13 protein-coding genes are annotated in these 15466 nt (G+C 70.3%); 6 read left to right on the top strand and 7 right to left on the bottom strand.

Annotated elements, in window-relative coordinates:
- Window positions 1–119 precede the first annotated feature (119 nt).
- Window positions 120–1397: a Glu/Leu/Phe/Val family dehydrogenase gene (locus tag Q9G87_RS35315; RefSeq protein ID WP_305920895.1), complete on the bottom strand. Its 1278-nt coding sequence runs from the start codon at window positions 1395–1397 to the stop codon at window positions 120–122.
- A gap of 214 nt (window positions 1398–1611) precedes the next feature.
- On the opposite strand from Q9G87_RS35315, the gene Q9G87_RS35310 reads away from it, so the two are divergent.
- The 4 genes from Q9G87_RS35310 (at window position 1612) to Q9G87_RS35295 (ending at window position 5796) form a co-directional block, all read left to right on the top strand.
- Complete coding sequence (locus Q9G87_RS35310; RefSeq protein ID WP_305920894.1) at window positions 1612–3168, top strand: alkaline phosphatase D family protein; 1557 nt, start codon at window positions 1612–1614, stop codon at window positions 3166–3168.
- A gap of 21 nt (window positions 3169–3189) precedes the next feature.
- A complete protein-coding gene (locus tag Q9G87_RS35305; RefSeq protein WP_305920893.1) occupies window positions 3190–3906 on the top strand; it encodes a class I SAM-dependent methyltransferase in 717 nt (238 codons plus the stop codon).
- Window positions 3907–3986: 80 nt separating this feature from the next.
- Window positions 3987–4568, top strand: a complete 582-nt coding sequence (locus Q9G87_RS35300) for an RNA polymerase sigma factor (RefSeq protein WP_305920892.1) — start codon at window positions 3987–3989, stop codon at window positions 4566–4568.
- Window positions 4561–5796 (top strand): CU044_5270 family protein, encoded by a 1236-nt coding sequence (locus tag Q9G87_RS35295; RefSeq protein WP_305920891.1) that lies wholly within the window; start codon window positions 4561–4563, stop codon window positions 5794–5796. Before Q9G87_RS35300 ends, Q9G87_RS35295 begins: the two co-directional genes overlap by 8 nt.
- A 130-nt stretch (window positions 5797–5926) precedes the next feature.
- Here Q9G87_RS35295 and rocD read toward each other — a convergent pair whose 3' ends face one another.
- The 3 genes from rocD to Q9G87_RS35280 all read right to left on the bottom strand — a co-directional run bounded on the left by rocD (window position 5927) and on the right by Q9G87_RS35280 (window position 8549).
- Entirely contained in the window at window positions 5927–7147 is a 1221-nt protein-coding gene (gene rocD / locus Q9G87_RS35290; RefSeq protein ID WP_305920890.1) for an ornithine--oxo-acid transaminase, read from the bottom strand.
- Window position 7148: 1 nt separating this feature from the next.
- A complete protein-coding gene (ddaH, locus tag Q9G87_RS35285) occupies window positions 7149–7946 on the bottom strand; it encodes a dimethylargininase (protein WP_305920889.1) in 798 nt (265 codons plus the stop codon).
- A gap of 129 nt (window positions 7947–8075) precedes the next feature.
- Window positions 8076–8549 (bottom strand): Lrp/AsnC family transcriptional regulator, encoded by a 474-nt coding sequence (locus Q9G87_RS35280; RefSeq protein ID WP_305920930.1) that lies wholly within the window; start codon window positions 8547–8549, stop codon window positions 8076–8078.
- Between the two features lie 93 nt (window positions 8550–8642).
- On the opposite strand from Q9G87_RS35280, the gene Q9G87_RS60875 reads away from it, so the two are divergent.
- On the top strand, window positions 8643–10991 hold the full coding sequence (locus Q9G87_RS60875) for a GH1 family beta-glucosidase (RefSeq protein ID WP_371825867.1): 2349 nt from the start codon (window positions 8643–8645) through the stop codon (window positions 10989–10991).
- Between the two features lie 6 nt (window positions 10992–10997).
- Here Q9G87_RS60875 and Q9G87_RS35265 read toward each other — a convergent pair whose 3' ends face one another.
- Window positions 10998–12170 (bottom strand): hypothetical protein, encoded by a 1173-nt coding sequence (locus Q9G87_RS35265; protein WP_305920888.1) that lies wholly within the window; start codon window positions 12168–12170, stop codon window positions 10998–11000.
- Between the two features lie 62 nt (window positions 12171–12232).
- Between Q9G87_RS35265 and Q9G87_RS35260 the strand changes: the two genes are divergently transcribed.
- Window positions 12233–13192, top strand: coding sequence for an isopenicillin N synthase family dioxygenase (locus Q9G87_RS35260; protein ID WP_305920887.1), 960 nt, complete (start codon window positions 12233–12235; stop codon window positions 13190–13192).
- On the opposite strand, the gene Q9G87_RS35255 is transcribed toward Q9G87_RS35260, so the two are convergent.
- Complete coding sequence (locus tag Q9G87_RS35255; RefSeq protein WP_305920886.1) at window positions 13173–14555, bottom strand: glycoside hydrolase family 16 protein; 1383 nt, start codon at window positions 14553–14555, stop codon at window positions 13173–13175. The two genes, Q9G87_RS35260 and Q9G87_RS35255, sit on opposite strands and share 20 nt — an antisense overlap.
- 124 nt (window positions 14556–14679) lie before the next feature.
- Window positions 14680–15387, bottom strand: coding sequence for a vWA domain-containing protein (locus Q9G87_RS35250; protein ID WP_305920885.1), 708 nt, complete (start codon window positions 15385–15387; stop codon window positions 14680–14682).
- Window positions 15388–15466 lie beyond the last annotated feature (79 nt).

Below are 15466 nucleotides of genomic sequence, written 5' to 3'. Positions count from 1 at the left end.
ATCTCTTCGGTACGAATTCCCGGCATCGCTCAGGGCAAGATCGCACAGGCGAGGAGGGCGGCGCAGCCGCGCGGATCAGGCGATGGCGGGGGCCCGCCGGAGCGAGCCCCCGCCGGCGGTCACGGGTAGAGACCGCGCATCTGGTGGGCCTCGGCGACGCGGCCCACGCCGATGACGTGCGCCGCCTGCCTCAGCGTCAGCCCGCGGGCCGCGGCCATGGACTTGACCTCGGAGAACGCGCTTTCCATGAGGTCGCGCAGCTTGACCTCGACCTCCCCGGAGCTCCAGGAGTAGGCCTGCATGTTCTGCACCCACTCCAGGTACGACACGATCACCCCGCCCGCGTTGGCGAGGATGTCGGGCACGACCGTGGCCCCGTTCGCGAACAGGATCTCGTCGGCCTCCGGCGTGGTGGGGCCGTTGGCGCCCTCCACGATCAGGCGGGCGCGCACGCGTGGCGCGTTCGCCTCAGTGATCGCGCCCTCGAGCGCCGCCGGGACCAGGACGTCCACGTCCAGTTCCAGCAGGTCGTCGAGAGGCAGGGCGTCGGCGTGGCGGTAGCCGGACACGCCGCCGGTCTCGGCCGCCCACGTGCGCAGGCCGGCGATGTCCAGCCCGGCGCTCGCGTAGACGGCGCCGGTGATGTCGGAGACCGCCACCACCTTGCAGCCGGCGTCGGCGAGGTACTGCGCGGCCAGCGCGCCCACCTTGCCGAAGCCCTGCACGGCCACGGTCGCGCCCTCGGGCGCGCGGCCGAGTGCGGCCAGCGTGGCGATCTGCACGCCGCGCGAGGTCGCGCCGGAGCGCCCGAGCGAGCCGCCCAGCGTCGTCGGCTTGCCGGTGACCACGCCGGGCACCGAGTAGCCCGCGCTGACGCTGTAGGTGTCCATGATCCACGCCATGGTCTGCTCGTCGGTGCCGACGTCGGGAGCCGGGATGTCCTTCTCCGGGCCGATCAGCGGCAGGATCTCGTTGACGTAGCGGCGGGTCAGGCGTTCGAGCTCGCGGGTGGTGAGCCCGGTCGGGTCCACGGCCACGCCGCCTTTGGCGCCGCCGTACGGGATGCCGACCAGAGCGCACTTCCACGTCATCCACATCGCGAGCGCGGTGACCTCGTGGATGTCCGTGCCGGGATGAAACCGGATGCCGCCCTTGGCGGGGCCGCGCGAGACGTTGTGCTGGACGCGGAAGCCCTGGACGACGTTGAGCCGTCCGTCCTCGCGCCGCACCGGGACCGAGACGGTCAGCGAGCGGCGGGGCGTGGCCAGCACCGTGCGGAGCCCGTCGTCGAGCCCGAGGTGCTCGGCCGCCTGGTCGAGCTGGTAGAGAGCGGAGTCGAGGGCCTGGCGGCCCGGAGTGATCAGCGCCGGCGTCTTTGACGGCACCATGATGCTCATGGAAGAGATTCCTCCTGGTATATACGCCCTATTTGTAGGGAAAGCGCCATTGCCTTCACCTTCTGGGCGATGTTGTCGCGATCATCCTAGAGCGGGGGATTTGACCTTGCCTAGTTATTGGTAAAAATCCGGGCCGCTGATCGGGATGCCGTGGACCGTGCCACTCTGGCAGGCTTGGGCCACGAGGGTGTGCCGAATCGACATCGGAGGTGGGATGCCCGCACTCGTCGTGGGGCCGATGCTGCGACACGTCGATGCCAACAGCGCCTCGATCTGGGTGGAGTCCGCCGAACCCTGCACGGTCACCGTCGAAGCGGGCGGCAGGGCTTACCGGTCGCCTACCTTCACCGTGCACGGACACCACTACGCGATCGTGGATCTCGTAGAGCTCTCCCAGGATATCCCCTCCTATTCGGTCAGCCTCGGCGGGGAGCAGGTATGGCCTCCGGCGGGTCGCCCGCCCAGCAGGATCCGGCTGCTGCCGCCGGAGGGGGCGCGCCGGCTGGCGTTCGGATCGTGCCGCACCAGCGTGCCCCACGACGTGGCGCACGTCCGCACCCACGGCGAGGACGTCCTGCGCTCCTACGGCCGCCACCTGGCGGGCTCCGGCGACGAGGAGTGGCCCGACCTGCTGCTGCTCCTGGGCGACCAGGTCTACGCCGACAACCCCTCGCCCGAGACGCTGGCCTACGTCCGCGCGCGCCGGAGCACGGAGCCCCAAGGGGAGATTGCCGACTTCGACGAGTACGCCGAGCTCTACCGCCAGGCGTGGACCGACCCCGAGATCCGCTGGCTGCTGTCCACCGTGCCGACCGCGATGATCTTCGACGATCACGACCTGCGGGACGACTGGAACACCTCGCAACCCTGGCGCGAGGAGATGGCCAGGACCAGCTGGTGGCGCCGCCGGGTGGTCGCCGGGCTCGGCGCGTACTGGGTCTACCAGCATCTCGGCAACCTCTCACCGGCCGAGCGCGCGGCCGACCCGCTGCTGCGCACGCTGCTGGATCTCCAGGGCCGCGACGGCGCCGACGCGCTCGACGCCTTCGCCGAGAAGGCCGACGCCGAGCCGTCGAGCAACCGCTGGAGCTACGCCCGTGACCTCGGGCCCGCCCGCCTGATCATGGTCGACACCCGGTGCGCCAGGCAGCTCACGCCGGGCGCGCGCCGCATGCTCGACCCGGCGGAGCAGGCCTGGCTCGAGGAACAGGTCGCCGCCCCGGCCGAGCGCCTGATCATCGGCTCGTCGATCCCGTTCCTGCTGCCCGAGGGCGTGCACGGGGTGCAAAACTGGAACGAGGCCCTCAGCGACGGCGCGTGGGGTCCGGTGGTGCGGCGGTGGTCGGAGCGGTTCCGGCAGGCCTTCGACCTGGAGCACTGGGCGGCGTTCCGGCGCTCGTTCGACGACCTGTCGAGGCTGTTCATCGGGCTCGGCAAGCCGGTGCTGATCCTGTCCGGCGACGTCCACTACTCCTACCTGGCCAAGGCCCGCCTCGGCCCGGTCTACCAGGTGGTCTGCTCGCCGATCCGCAACCCGCTCAGCCGCCTGCTGCGCTGGGCCAACGTGGTCACCCAGTTCTCCATCGCCACGCTGGTGGGCGGCCTGCTGGCGCGCCTCGCGCGCATCCCGCGGCCGCCGTTCCGCTGGCGCATCACCAAGGGCCCGTGGTTCCAGAACGCCGTCGCCACGCTCACCCTCCCCGACCAGGTGACCTGGTACGAGTCGCGCGACGAGGTTCTCAGGCCGATCGATTCTGTACGACTCGAGTGAAAACGGTTATCGTCACGCCCTATGGATGAAGACCACTACTCGCTGGCCGTGCCGTTCTACGACCTGTGGCATGAGGACGGGCACGTCCCCATGATCCGCGACCTGCTGCCACCCCTGCTGAAGGGCGTGCGGCGGAGCGTCATGGAGATCGGTGCGGGCACCGGCCTGATCACCCGGGTGATCCTCCGGGAGACGCCCGCGGAGGTCTACGCCGTCGAGCCGTCGTTCGGCATGCGCTCCGTCCTGCTCAACCGGCTGGCCGAGGACCCCGACGCGCTGAGCCGGGTGACCGTGTTGTCGTGCGGCGCGCTGGAGGCGGAGGCCGACGAGCCCGTCGAGGCCATCGTGATGATCTCGGTGCTGCACAGCTTCGACGCCGAGCAGCGGGCGGAGCTGTGGCGGGTGCTGCGCAGACAGCTGGAGCCGGGCGGGCTGTTGCTGTTCAACTGGCGCGAGCGGGCCACCCCCGTGCCGGGCGAGCCGGAGGTCGTCGGCTCCTACCGGGTCGGCAGGCACACGTACGAGATCGCGGGTCAGGTGCTCACGGTCACCGGCGAGACGGCCAAGACCCGCTACTTCTACCGCGTGAAGCAGCGCGGCGTGGTGATCAGCGAGGACGTGGTGGTCTCCGAGAGCCACTGGCCGGCACGGGAGCGCCTGGTCGCCGAGCTGGAAGCGGCGGGCTTCACCCGGGACGGCGCTCCCGACGGCTTGGAAGCCTGGCGGCTCACGAAATAGTGGGAACCGGACTCCGGCGTGCGGTCAACAACAGGGTGACCGCATGAGAGAGGACCGGCACAGTGGTGGGTGTTCAGGATGTGCCTGAGACGCTGGATGACTCGACGCTGATCGGGCATTCGCTCAGCGCCCCCGAGAGCTTCGCGGCGCTGTTCGATCGGCACGCCGACGAGATCCACAGGTACGCGGCCCGGCGTCTCGGGGCGGAGCTGGCCGAGGACGTGACGGGGGAGGTATTCCTCGTCGCGTTCCGCGGGCGGGCCCGCTACGACCGCTCCTGGCCCGACGCGCGGCCGTGGTTATACGGCATCGCGACCAAGGTCGTCGCCCAGCATCGCAGGGCGGAGCGGCGGCGTACCGCGGCCATGGCCAAGGTCGGGGCGGAGCGTCCGGGCACGTTCGACGAGCGCAGCGCCGACCGGGTCACCGCCGAGCAGCTCCAGCCCCGGCTGGCCAGGGCGCTGACCGGGCTCAGCGCGAGCGAACGCGACCTGCTACTGCTGGTGGCCTGGGCGGACTTGACCTACGAGGACACGGCACTCGCGCTCGGCGTGCCCGTCGGCACCGTACGGTCCAGACTGCACCGGCTCCGCGTCAAGGTGCGCAGGGCGCTCGGCGGCATCGATCCCTTCGCAGCAGCAGAGGAGCCCCAGCATGGATGATGACGAGATCCGCGTGTTCGCCGACGGCCGGCCGGCGACCCCGCCATACCGGGCCGAGGCCCGCGCGCAGGCCAGGGAGCGGCTGCTGGCGGAAGCACGCGGGGCCGGGAGCCGCTTTCGCCTGCCGCGCCTGGGCTGGCAGGCCGCGGCCGCGTTCGGGGTGACGGTCGCGCTGATCGGCGGCGTGGCGGTGACCCTGTCGAACCAGGGCACCGGAGCGACGGGCCCGGCCACGTCCCTGACCCAGTCAGCCGCCGTGTCCGATGAACTCGACCCCCGTCCCGGGCAGTACATCCTGATCGAGTCCGACACGATGTACGGCTCGTACAGTGTCGGCAAGGACGGCGAGGAAACCCGGCACCTCTACCGGACGCACAGGAAGATCTGGCAATCGGTGGACGGCAGCGCCGACGGCCTGCTGCTGATCGAGAGCCGCGACCCCAGACCGTGGCCGGGCCGGGAACTGCCGGAATCCGCCGAGAGCGAGGGCAAGGGCTCCACCTGGCACGTGCTGCCGTCATGTCCCGGCACCCGCGCCGACACCGCCTACACCTCGCTCAGCACGCTGCCGGCCGACGCCGCCGCGATGCGCGAGCACGTCTACCGGGCGGTCGAGGGGCAGGCGAGCGCCGGCAAGAACGTGTCCGAAGACGATGCGGCGTTCACTTACGTGACGGACCTGGTCAGAGAGACGTACCTGCCGAAGGCTCAGCGTGATGCGCTGTTCGGGGCCGCCAAGACCATCCCCGGCGTGCGGGTCGCCGAGGGCGTGGAGGATTCGGCGGGCCGCAAGGGGGTGGCGCTCGGCCGCATGGACCGGCAGGGAACGCTCACCCAGGCCATCTTCGATCCGTCCACGCACCTGTACCTGGGGGAGCGGCAGACGGTCGTGGAGGACAAGGGCGTGGGGGCGCCCCCAGGAAGCGTTCTGGCCCTGACGGCCCAGCTGAAGGTCTCGGTGGTGGACGAACTCCCCAAGGTCCCGCCCTCGGCCAGGTCCGGCTCATCCTGTGCGCCCGCCGAGCCAGAGCCCTCAGCCGCCCCATCGCAGGAGCCGTCCCCGTCGGAAGACCCGTTGCCGTCAGAGAAGCAGACGCCGACGGAGGAGACTCAGCCGGCCGAGGAAGCCGTGCCCGCTGACGAAGCCGTGCCTGCCGACGAACCCCAGCCCGTCGAGGAGCCCTCGACGGTCGACGAACCGATCGAGGAGCCCCCGGCCGGCAACTGACCACGGAGCCCGGTGCCCATGCGCCGTAACGGCGCCCGACCCCGTAAACCACAGGACCGTCTCCCTGGACAGGGCCCGGCCACGTACGGTGGTCGGGCCCAGCCGGCGCAGCCGTAAAGGATGGATGTCTTTATGGGTGTTGGTTTTTGATGTCGTAGAGGGCGTCGGCGAGCTGGTCGATCGCCCAGAGGAGGTCCTCCTCGGAGACGACGATCGGCGGCGCGAGCCGGATCGTGGACCCCTGGGTGTCCTTGGCGAGCACACCCCGCTTCATCAGCGCCTTCGACACCTCACGCCCCGTGGCGAGATCAGGAGAGATGTCCACACCGGCCCACAGCCCCCGTCCGCGCACCTCGACCACGCCCTTGCCGACCAGCTCGCGCAGCCGGGCGTGCAGCACCTCGCCGAGCTTGGCGGCCCTGGCCTGGTACTCGCCGGTGTTGAGGAGCTCGACGACCGCGTTGCCGACCGCACACGCCAGCGGGTTCCCGCCGAACGTGGACCCGTGCTGTCCCGGGTGGATGACCCCGAGCACGTCCCGGTTGGCCGCGATGGCCGACACGGGGACGACGCCGCCGCCGAGTGCCTTGCCCAGGACGTACATGTCGGGCACGACCCCTTCGTGGTCGCACGCAAACGTCTGCCCGGTCCGCCCCAGCCCCGACTGGATCTCGTCGGCGATCATCAGGATGCCCTCGGCCGTGCACAGCTCCCGGATGTCGGTCAGGTAGCCGTCCGGCGGCACCAGCACCCCGGCCTCACCCTGGATCGGCTCGACCAGCACGCCGACCGTGTTGGCGTCCACGGCCTCCCTGATCGCCTCGATGGACCCATACCGCACGATCCGGAAGCCCGGCGTGTACGGCCCGAAGTCGTCGTGCGCGTCGGGGTCAGTGGAGAAGCTGATGATCGTGGTGGTGCGGCCGTGGAAGTTGTTCTCCATCACGATGATGTTGGCGAGGTCCGGCTCCACGCCCTTGACCTCGTACCCCCACTTGCGCGCCACCTTGATGGCGGTCTCGACGGCCTCGGCGCCGGTGTTCATGGGCAGGATCATGTCCTTGCCCGTGAGGTCGCCGAGCCCGGCGCAGAACCGCGCGAACTGGTCGTGGTAGAAGGCACGGCTGGTCAGGGTCAGCCGCTGCAGCTGCTCCTGGGCGGCCTCGAGGATCTTCGGGTTGCCGTGGCCGAAGTTGAGCGATGAATAGCCGGACAGACAGTCCAGATATCGCTTGCCGTCCACGTCGGTGACCCAGGCGCCGTTGGCCTCATGGATCACGACGGGCAGCGGATGGTAGTTGTGCGCGCTGCGACGCTCGCTGAGCTCGATCAGCTCTGCGCTGCTGGTCATGTCAGTTCTCCCCCCTGATCTCCAGTGTGCAGCACTTGGGGCCCCCGCCTGCCTTGCGCAGCTCCGAGAGATCGACCGGAATGACCTCGTACCCACGGCGCTTGAGCTCCAACTGCAGGCCGGAGGCCTCGGCGTTGATGACGACGTGCGTGCCGTCGCTGACCGCGTTCAGGCCGAGCACCTCGGCGTCCTCGGCGGTGGCGAGCACCGCGTCGGGGAACATCCGGCGCAGCACCTCCCGGCTGCCCGCGGAGAAGGCTTCCGGGTAGTAGGCTACGTTGTGCCCGTCGAGCGGGAACAGCGCCGTGTCGAGGTGGTAGAAGCGGGGGTCGACCAGGGTCAGCGAGATCACCGGGCGGCCCACGTATTCCTGCGCCTCCTGGTGGGCCACCACCTCCGTGCGGAAGCCCGTGCCGGCCAGAATGACGTCCTCGAGCGTGAGGAAGTCGCCCTCACCCTCATTGACGTGCTGCGGCGCCTGCACCGGATAACCGTGCTCGGCGAACCACCGCAGGTAGGCCGGCCCCTCGGGACCGCGCTGCGGGTAGGCGAACCTGGCGCCGTAGACGCGCCCGCCCACGACCAGGGCGCCGTTGGCGGCGAACACCATGTCCGGCAGCCCGTCGATCGGGTCGATCAGGCTGACCTGGTGGCCGAGCTCCTCGTAGGCGGCCTTCAGCCCCTCCCACTGCCGGACCGCGATGTGGCGGTCGGCGCCGGCCTCGGGATGCATCCACGGGTTGATCGCGTACTCGACCGTGAAGTAGTCCGGACGGCACATGAGGAAGTGTTTGGGCATGCAGGTCTCCGTCGAGCTTTATGAGCGGATGTCCCTGATCTGATCGGAGGGGACGGAGACAGCCTAAGAATGTATGTTTATGCAGGCCAAGTCGTTGCATTGCGTGTTTGCGCGGGTCTGTTGCGTCTTTCAGGCCGTGGTGGGCGATCCATTGCGTACGACCCCCGGAGGGGCCTCGACCAGCCGTGACAGCACGATGGAGCTCTTGGTCCTGACCACGAAGGACTGCGCCGCGATGCGCTCGATCACCCGCTCCACGTGGCGCACGTCCGTCGCCCTGATGTGCAGCAACGCGTCCGCCTCGCCGGTGATCGTGGCCGCCCCCACCACCTCGGGGAACTTGGCCACCGCCAGCGCGATGTCCGACGGCTTGGTCTTGCCCTGGCAGAACAGCTCCACGTACGCCTCGGTCGTCCAGCCGAGCGCCTGCGGCGAGACCACGGCGCTGAACCCGGTGATCGCCCCGCTGTCGAGCAGCCGGTCCACCCGTCGTTTGACCGCCGACGCGCTCAACCCCACCTGGTGGCCGATCTCCGCGTAGGTCGCGCGGGCGTCGTCGACGAGCGCCGCGATGATGTCACGATCGAGCCGGTCCAGTTCCACGCGCTCTGTATACAGCGTGGCCAGGCTGGCGCGCGACGAGCGGCGCGCGGGAGACTGGACGCTCTGCCGCTTCACCGGAGGACTTCCGCCAGAATGAGCACAGCTGCCTTCCCCGAGGGATTCATCTGGGGTGTGTCGACGTCGGCCTTTCAAATCGAAGGTGCCACCTCGGCCGACGGCCGCGGCCAGTCCATTTGGGACACCTTTTCCGCGGACCGCGCCGACGCCTGCGACCATTACCACCGCTATCGCGAAGACGTGCGGTTGATGAAAGACCTCGGAATGGCCGCATACCGATTTTCCGTCAGCTGGCCGCGGGTGTTTCCCGACGGCTCCGGGAAATTGCACGCGGCCGGGCTCGATTTTTACGACCGGCTGCTCGACGAGCTGCTGGATGCGGGCATCACGCCGTATGCGACGCTTTACCACTGGGATCTGCCGCAGGCATTGGAGGACGCCGGCGGCTGGCCGTCCCGGGACACCGCCCGCCATTTCGCCGATTATGCCGCCGCCGTGGCCGACCGGCTGGGGGATCGGGTCGACACCTGGTTCACCGTCAACGAGCCGTGGGTGGCCGCCTTTCTCGGCTACGGGTCCGGCATTCACGCGCCGGGCCGGGAATCGGCCGCCGACGCCTTCCGCGCCGCCCACCATTTACTGCTCGCACACGGGCTCGGCGCACAGGCGTTGCGCGCGGCCGGGGCGGCGCGGGTGGGCGGCGTGCTCAACATCTCGCCCGTCATGACGCCCGGCCAGGTGAGCGACGCCGGCCGGGCCCTGTCGGCCGAGGACGCCGAGGCCGTGGCCAGGATCGACGTGCTGGCCAACCGGCAGTTCCTGGAGCCCATGCTGCGCGGCGCCTACCCTCCGGAGCTGCTGCCGATCATCGAGCGCACCGCTGGGCTCGGCCACGTGCACGACGGCGACCTGGAGCTCATCTCCCAGCCGATGGACCTGCTCGGCGTCAACTACTACACCCCGCTCGTCGTGCAGGCCCAGCCCAGCGAGCCCGCCGACCCCGCCTACCCGGGCAGTGAGGGCGTGCTGTTCTGCACGGTCCCCACCGCCGTCACCGCCATGGGCTGGCCCATCGTCCCCGGCTGCCTGACCCACCTGCTGCGCCGCCTGACCGCGGAGTACCCCGACACCGAGCTGATGATCACCGAGAACGGCGCCGACTTCGTCGACGTGGTGACCGGCGGCGGCATCCACGACGTGGAGCGCATCAGCTTCATCGAGGAGCACCTGCGCGCCGTCCGCGCGGCCGTCCAGGACGGCGCCAAGGTCCGCGGGTTCCTCGTCTGGACGCTGCTCGACAACCTCGAATGGGCCGACGGCTACCGGCGCAAGTTCGGCCTCGTCCACGTCGACTTCGCCACCCAGCGACGCCGGCTCAAGGACAGCGCGCTGTGGTACCGCGACGTCATCAAGCGCAACGGCCTGACCGAGACCCGCCCGAAGCGCCCCACCCTCGAGACCGTGGCCGCCCGCTCCGGCGTCTCCCGCGCCACGGTCTCGCGCGTCGTCAACGGCGAGGCGTCGGTCAGCCCCGAGGTCCGGGAGTCGGTGCTGCGGGCGGTCAGGGAGCTGGGATACGTGCCCAACGCGGCCGCCCGCAGCCTCGTCACCCGCAGGACCAACACGATCGCGCTCGTCCTGTCCGTCCCCCGGCAGGGCGGCGACCAGCTGACGGCGGCCGTCGTCCAATACGTGACCAGCCTGCTGGAAGGCGCGGGCAAACAGATCACGCTCATGCTCGCCGACACGGCCGACAGTCACCGGCGCATCGTCCAGCACGTGCAGGCGGGCCTGGTGGACGGGGTGGTGCTGCTGCCCCCGGACCGCGGCGACACGCTGGCCGAGCGCCTGTCCCGCACCGGCGTGCCGATCGTGCTGCTCGGCAAGCCGGCGATCGCGTCGATGATGCCGTACGTGGACGTGGACAACGCCGGCGGCGCGAAGGCCGCGACCGAGCACCTGCTGGCCCGCGGCCGCCGCCACATCGGCATGATCTGCGGCCCCATGGACCTGGTGGCCGTACAGGACCGGCTGGACGGCCACCGGACCGCGATGCGGCAGGCCAACCGGCAGCCGATGCTGGCCCTCGCGGACCTCACCCGCTCCTCGGGCGCGGCGGCGACTGAGCAGCTGCTCAGCGACGATCCCGCCCTGGACGCCGTCTTCGCCGCCACCGACCAGCTGGCCATCGGGGCGCTGCAGGCGGCGCGGGAGGCCGGGCGGAGAGTGCCGGAGGATCTGGCGATCGCCGGCTTCGACGACATCGACGCCGCCTCGGCCACCACACCCGGCCTCACGACCATCCGCATACCGGTCGCCGACCAGGCGCTGGCGGTCGCCCGGCTGCTGCTGTCCCGGTTGGAGGGCCGCCACACCGAGTCCGTGGTCCTGCCCACCCGCCTCGTCGTCCGCGACTCCACCTGACCGTTGTCAGGATCGGGTACGGCGGCGCAGCACGATGCGCTCGGCCCAGCTGGCCGCCTCCGGATCCTTGAGCCCTTCGACCACGCCGCCGAGGTACGCGGTGGCCAGGCTGTCGAAGCCGCTGTCCAGCTGACGCAGCCTGCTGGCCTTGCGTCGGTCCACCGCCTGCAGGTATTGGGCGATGCTCTCCGCGTACCCGGCGTCGTGCTGGTAGGCGCGCTGGGCGGCGGCGCTGGCGGCGGCCTCGGCGTCGCGTTTGGCCCGCAGCTCCCGCAGCCGGCGGTCGTTGGGGTTGTGCATGCGCCGCCCCAGGTCGGCGGCGATGAGCGCGGTGGCGATCAGCAGCGCCAGCAGCAGGATCATCGTGGGCAGCTGGCCGACGCCCTCCGACGTGGGGCCGATCTCCTGACCGTCCACGATCAGCGGCTTGACCAGGGCGTCCCTGCGCAGCACGGCGACGGCGACGATGAGGCCGAGCCAGACCAGCGCCACGCCGATCAGCAGCCAGCGGCCCTTGGCCGAGCTGCCGTGCTCCTGCCAGGACCGGAACGCCCTGCCGTACATGTGGGGCGCGACCAGCATGATGAGCGCCGCGCCCGCGGCCAGCAGCGCGGTCATCGCGATGCTGTCGCCCCAGCTCAGGATGACCTGGTAAAGGATCGGGACCTCGACGATCAGCAGGAGCAGCAGCAGGAGCGCGGCAGGCAGCCAGCGGCGGATCAATGGCCAGTGGCTGCCGGAGATCGCGATCGAGCTGGGCCGGCCGTCGCCCGGCCGCTTGCTGGGCTGCTCCAGCTCCGTCACCCGGCGCTGGCTGTCCTCCAGGGCCTTGCGCGCCTCCCCGAACGTGCGCTGCGACTCCGCGAGCCTGATCTTCTGGGACTCGAACTCGGCACGCGCCCGCTGGATCTCCTGCTCGGTGCGCTCGTCGAGCTCGGCCAGCTCCGCCAGCCGCTCGTCCTCCAGCTCGTGGAAGCGCGGCACGCTGCCGGTCTGCAGCGTCAGCGTGTCGATCTGGCCGTCGGCGGCGTGCGTACGGCCGAGCTCGCGCTCCTCACGGCGGCGGCGCGGCCAGTCGGGCAGGCGGTAGAGGTCGCCGTCGTACGCGACGGCAGGCGTGATGCGGGTGACCTGGCCAGGCTCGAACGACTCGTCCTGCTTGCGGCGTAAGAAGCGCATCGGGCCTCCAACGAGGGTCCTGCCTCCGATGCTAAGCGCCCGAACTGTAGAACAATGGCGTGGTGAGCGAATTGCCGGTCATCGAGGTCGCTTCCCTTCTCACCGACGCCCCGGATCCCGCCAAACGCGCCGTCGCGGACGCCATCGGCGCCGCCTGCCGCGACAGCGGCTTCTTCTACGTCACCGGCCATGGCGTGCCGCCGGAGCTGCTCGCCCGGCTCGATGCGGCGAGCCGGCGCTTCTTCGCCCTCCCCGACGAGGTGAAGGCGGAGATCTCCATGGACAAGGGCGGCACGGCCTGGCGCGGCTTCTTCCCGGTCGGCGGGGAGCTCACCTCGGGCCGGCCCGACCTGAAGGAAGGCATCTACCTCGGCCCCGAGGACCCGCCCGGTCCGCTCCCGCTGCACGGGCCCAACCTCTTCCCCGCCCAGGTCCCCGAGCTGCGTGAGGCCGTGCTCGAATACCTCGACAGGATGACCGCGCTCGCCCAGGCCGTCATGTCGGGCATCGCCCTGAGCCTCGGCCTGGACGAGGACTACTTCCGCACCGGCTACACCGCCGACCCGACCATCCTCTTCCGGATCTTCCACTATCCGCCCGCTCCGCCGGACGACACCGGCACCTGGGGCGTGGGGGAGCACACCGACTACGGCCTGCTCACCCTCCTCCTCCAGGACGAGAACGGCGGCCTGCAGGTCCGCACCCCGCGCGGCTGGATCGAGGCCCCGCCGCTGGCGGGCACCTTCGTCTGCAACATCGGCGACATGCTCGACAAGCTCACCGGCGGCCACTACCGCTCGACCCCGCACCGCGTACGCAACCGCAGCGGCAACGAGCGCCTCAGCTTCCCGTTCTTCTTCGACCCGGGCTGGGACGACGAGGTGCCGCCCCTGCCGTACGCGCCCGGCCACCGCTGGGACGGCCAGGTGGACTTCACGGGCACGTACAGCGAATACCTGCTTTCGAAGGTCGCGAAGGTCTTCCCGGCCCTCTTCGAGAACGTCAAGAGGTCGAGAACGTGAACCAGTTGACGTTGACGAAATCGGCCGGCTGACCGCTGCTGAAGGTCAGGTAGACGGTGTGCGTGCCCGTGACGGCCGAGATGTTGGCCGGCACCGTGCGCCAGCTCTGCCACCCGCCCGTGTTGGCGAGGGCGAAGTCGCCGATGGGCGCGGCCGTGGGGCTGTCCAGCCGCACCTGCACCAGCCCGCTCACCCCGGCCGCGGCTCCCGAAGCCACCCTGGCCCTGAACTGCCTGGCCGCCTCGGTGCCGAAGTTCACCCCGTCGAAGCGCAGCCAGTCGCCGTTGGAGATGGCGCCGACGTTCTGCCCGCCGCCCGTGTCGGTGGTCGTCTCCACGATGGTGCCCGACTGAGCCTGGTAGCGCTCCGCCTCGATGGTGGAGCGGGCGTCCACGCCACCGGGCGGCGTGGTCGGGGTGGTGGTGCCGCTCTGCCACACCGCCACGTAGTCCACCACCATGGGACGCCCGGGCACGGTGGCGGCCGTCGGGGTCTGGCCGCCGAGGGCGTTCGGGAACGCGCCGCCCATCGCCACGTTGAGCAGCAGGAAGTAGCCGGCGTGGCCGGTCATGTTGGTCCAGGTCGTGGCGTCGAACTGGGATTGGCTCACGCTGTGGAACTGCTGGCCGTCCACGTACCACCGCAGCTGGTTCGGGCTCACGCTGCGGTCCCACTCGAACCGGTAGGTGTGGAAGGCCGACTGGCAGGTGGAGCCGGGGCAGGCGCGGCTGGCGCCGAGGCCGGTCGTCTCGTTGCACGGCCCGCCCGGGTTGACGCCACAGTGGAGCACGCCCCAGACGGAGTTGATGCCGTTGACGTTCTCCATGATGTCGAACTCGCCGATGCCCGGCCAGTTCCAGTAGTTCCCCCGGTACGGCGACCCGAGCGCCCAGAACGCCGGCCAGTAGCCGAGGGCCGCGTCGCCGGTCACGTTCGGCATCTGGATCCGGCTCTCGATACGCAGGATCCGCCCGTCGGCGGGTTTGAAGTCGGCGCGCCTGGTCTCGATGCGGGCCGACGTCCACTCGCCTGAGCTGCTCCGCAGGGGCGTGATGCGCAGGTTGCCGCCGCCGTCGAGGCTGAGGTTGGAGGTGCTGGAGGTGTAGTTCTGGATCTCGCCGGTGCCCCAGTTGGCCGGGCCGCCGGGGTACGCGTGCCCCGTGTCGATGATCCAGTTGGTCGACGAGGGCAGGGTGCCGGCGTTGCCGTTGAAGTCGTCTGACCAGACCAGGGACCAGCCGGACGGGGTGGGCGGGACGGCGGCCGAGGCGCCGACGGCCACCTGAACGAGCAGGCCGGTGAGCGCCGTCAGCGCCACGGCCACGGCCGTCAGGCGCCGCCTTTGTCTGCTTGCTGTTGTCATCGTTTTCGCTCCTGGGGGGTGCGAGCGGCGTGTTTGAGAGAGCGCTCTCTCACGTGATGTGACCACAGCGTTTACGTGCTGTCAATATCGTTGCACCGGGGAAGAGTTGCTTCCGTGAGCGCTCTCAGAGCAGATCGACCGTGCTCGCCCCCGCGGACTCGAAGGCCTCCCGCCAGAAGTCCTCGAGCCGAGGGAACCGGTCGGGGTCCGACGTCTTCGCCCGCAGGAAGCCGTGGACGACCACCGAATACCCCGACATGTCGGGGAGCAGCCGTGCGTCCCGCAGTTCCTTGATCTTCTGCTCTCGCCCGCCCTCGCTCAGGTCCAGCTTGTTGATGTCCAGGTCGCCCCGGTTGTTGATGAGGTCGCTGAACACGATGATCTCGTGGCCCTTGTCCGGCTGCCGCTGTGCGCTGAGCTGCTTGACCACGTAGCGCAGGGCCCCCAGCACGTCAGAACCCTGTCCCTCTGTCGGGCAGTCGAACAGCTGGACCGCCCTGGGCAGGACCTCCTTGATGCGGTGGGCCCTGACGCGGTCCTCGACGACCGGGTTCTCGTTGGGGTTTTCGGCCCGGGTGGCGGCGATGGCCACGGGGTCCTGGCGGCACGTACTGCTCTCGGAGCTTCCTGTGACGGCGGCGAAGGCGATCCAATCGCAGTTCTGGGCGAAGGGGATCAGCTTTGAGGTGACGTCGCTCCTGGAGGTGGCGGGCTCGGCGTAGCTGGTCGAGTCGACGATCACACCACAGATGGAACGCGCCTCGGTGCCACACCCCGCCACCCCGGCCACGACCAGGAGCAACCCGCACACGGCCGCGACCAGCCTGTGCACGACCCCACGCCGGGTCCGCGCTCGTAAGGCCGCGCACCGCCCGTGAACGCTCCCTTCGCCACCGTCCCCCGCCATCAGG

Origin of the sequence: Nonomuraea turcica (assembly GCF_030718205.1) — a bacterium.
Taxonomy (GTDB): Bacteria; Actinomycetota; Actinomycetes; order Streptosporangiales; family Streptosporangiaceae; genus Nonomuraea.
Note: the sequence above shows the minus strand (reverse complement) of the source record. Positions and strands in the feature narration are given on the sequence as shown.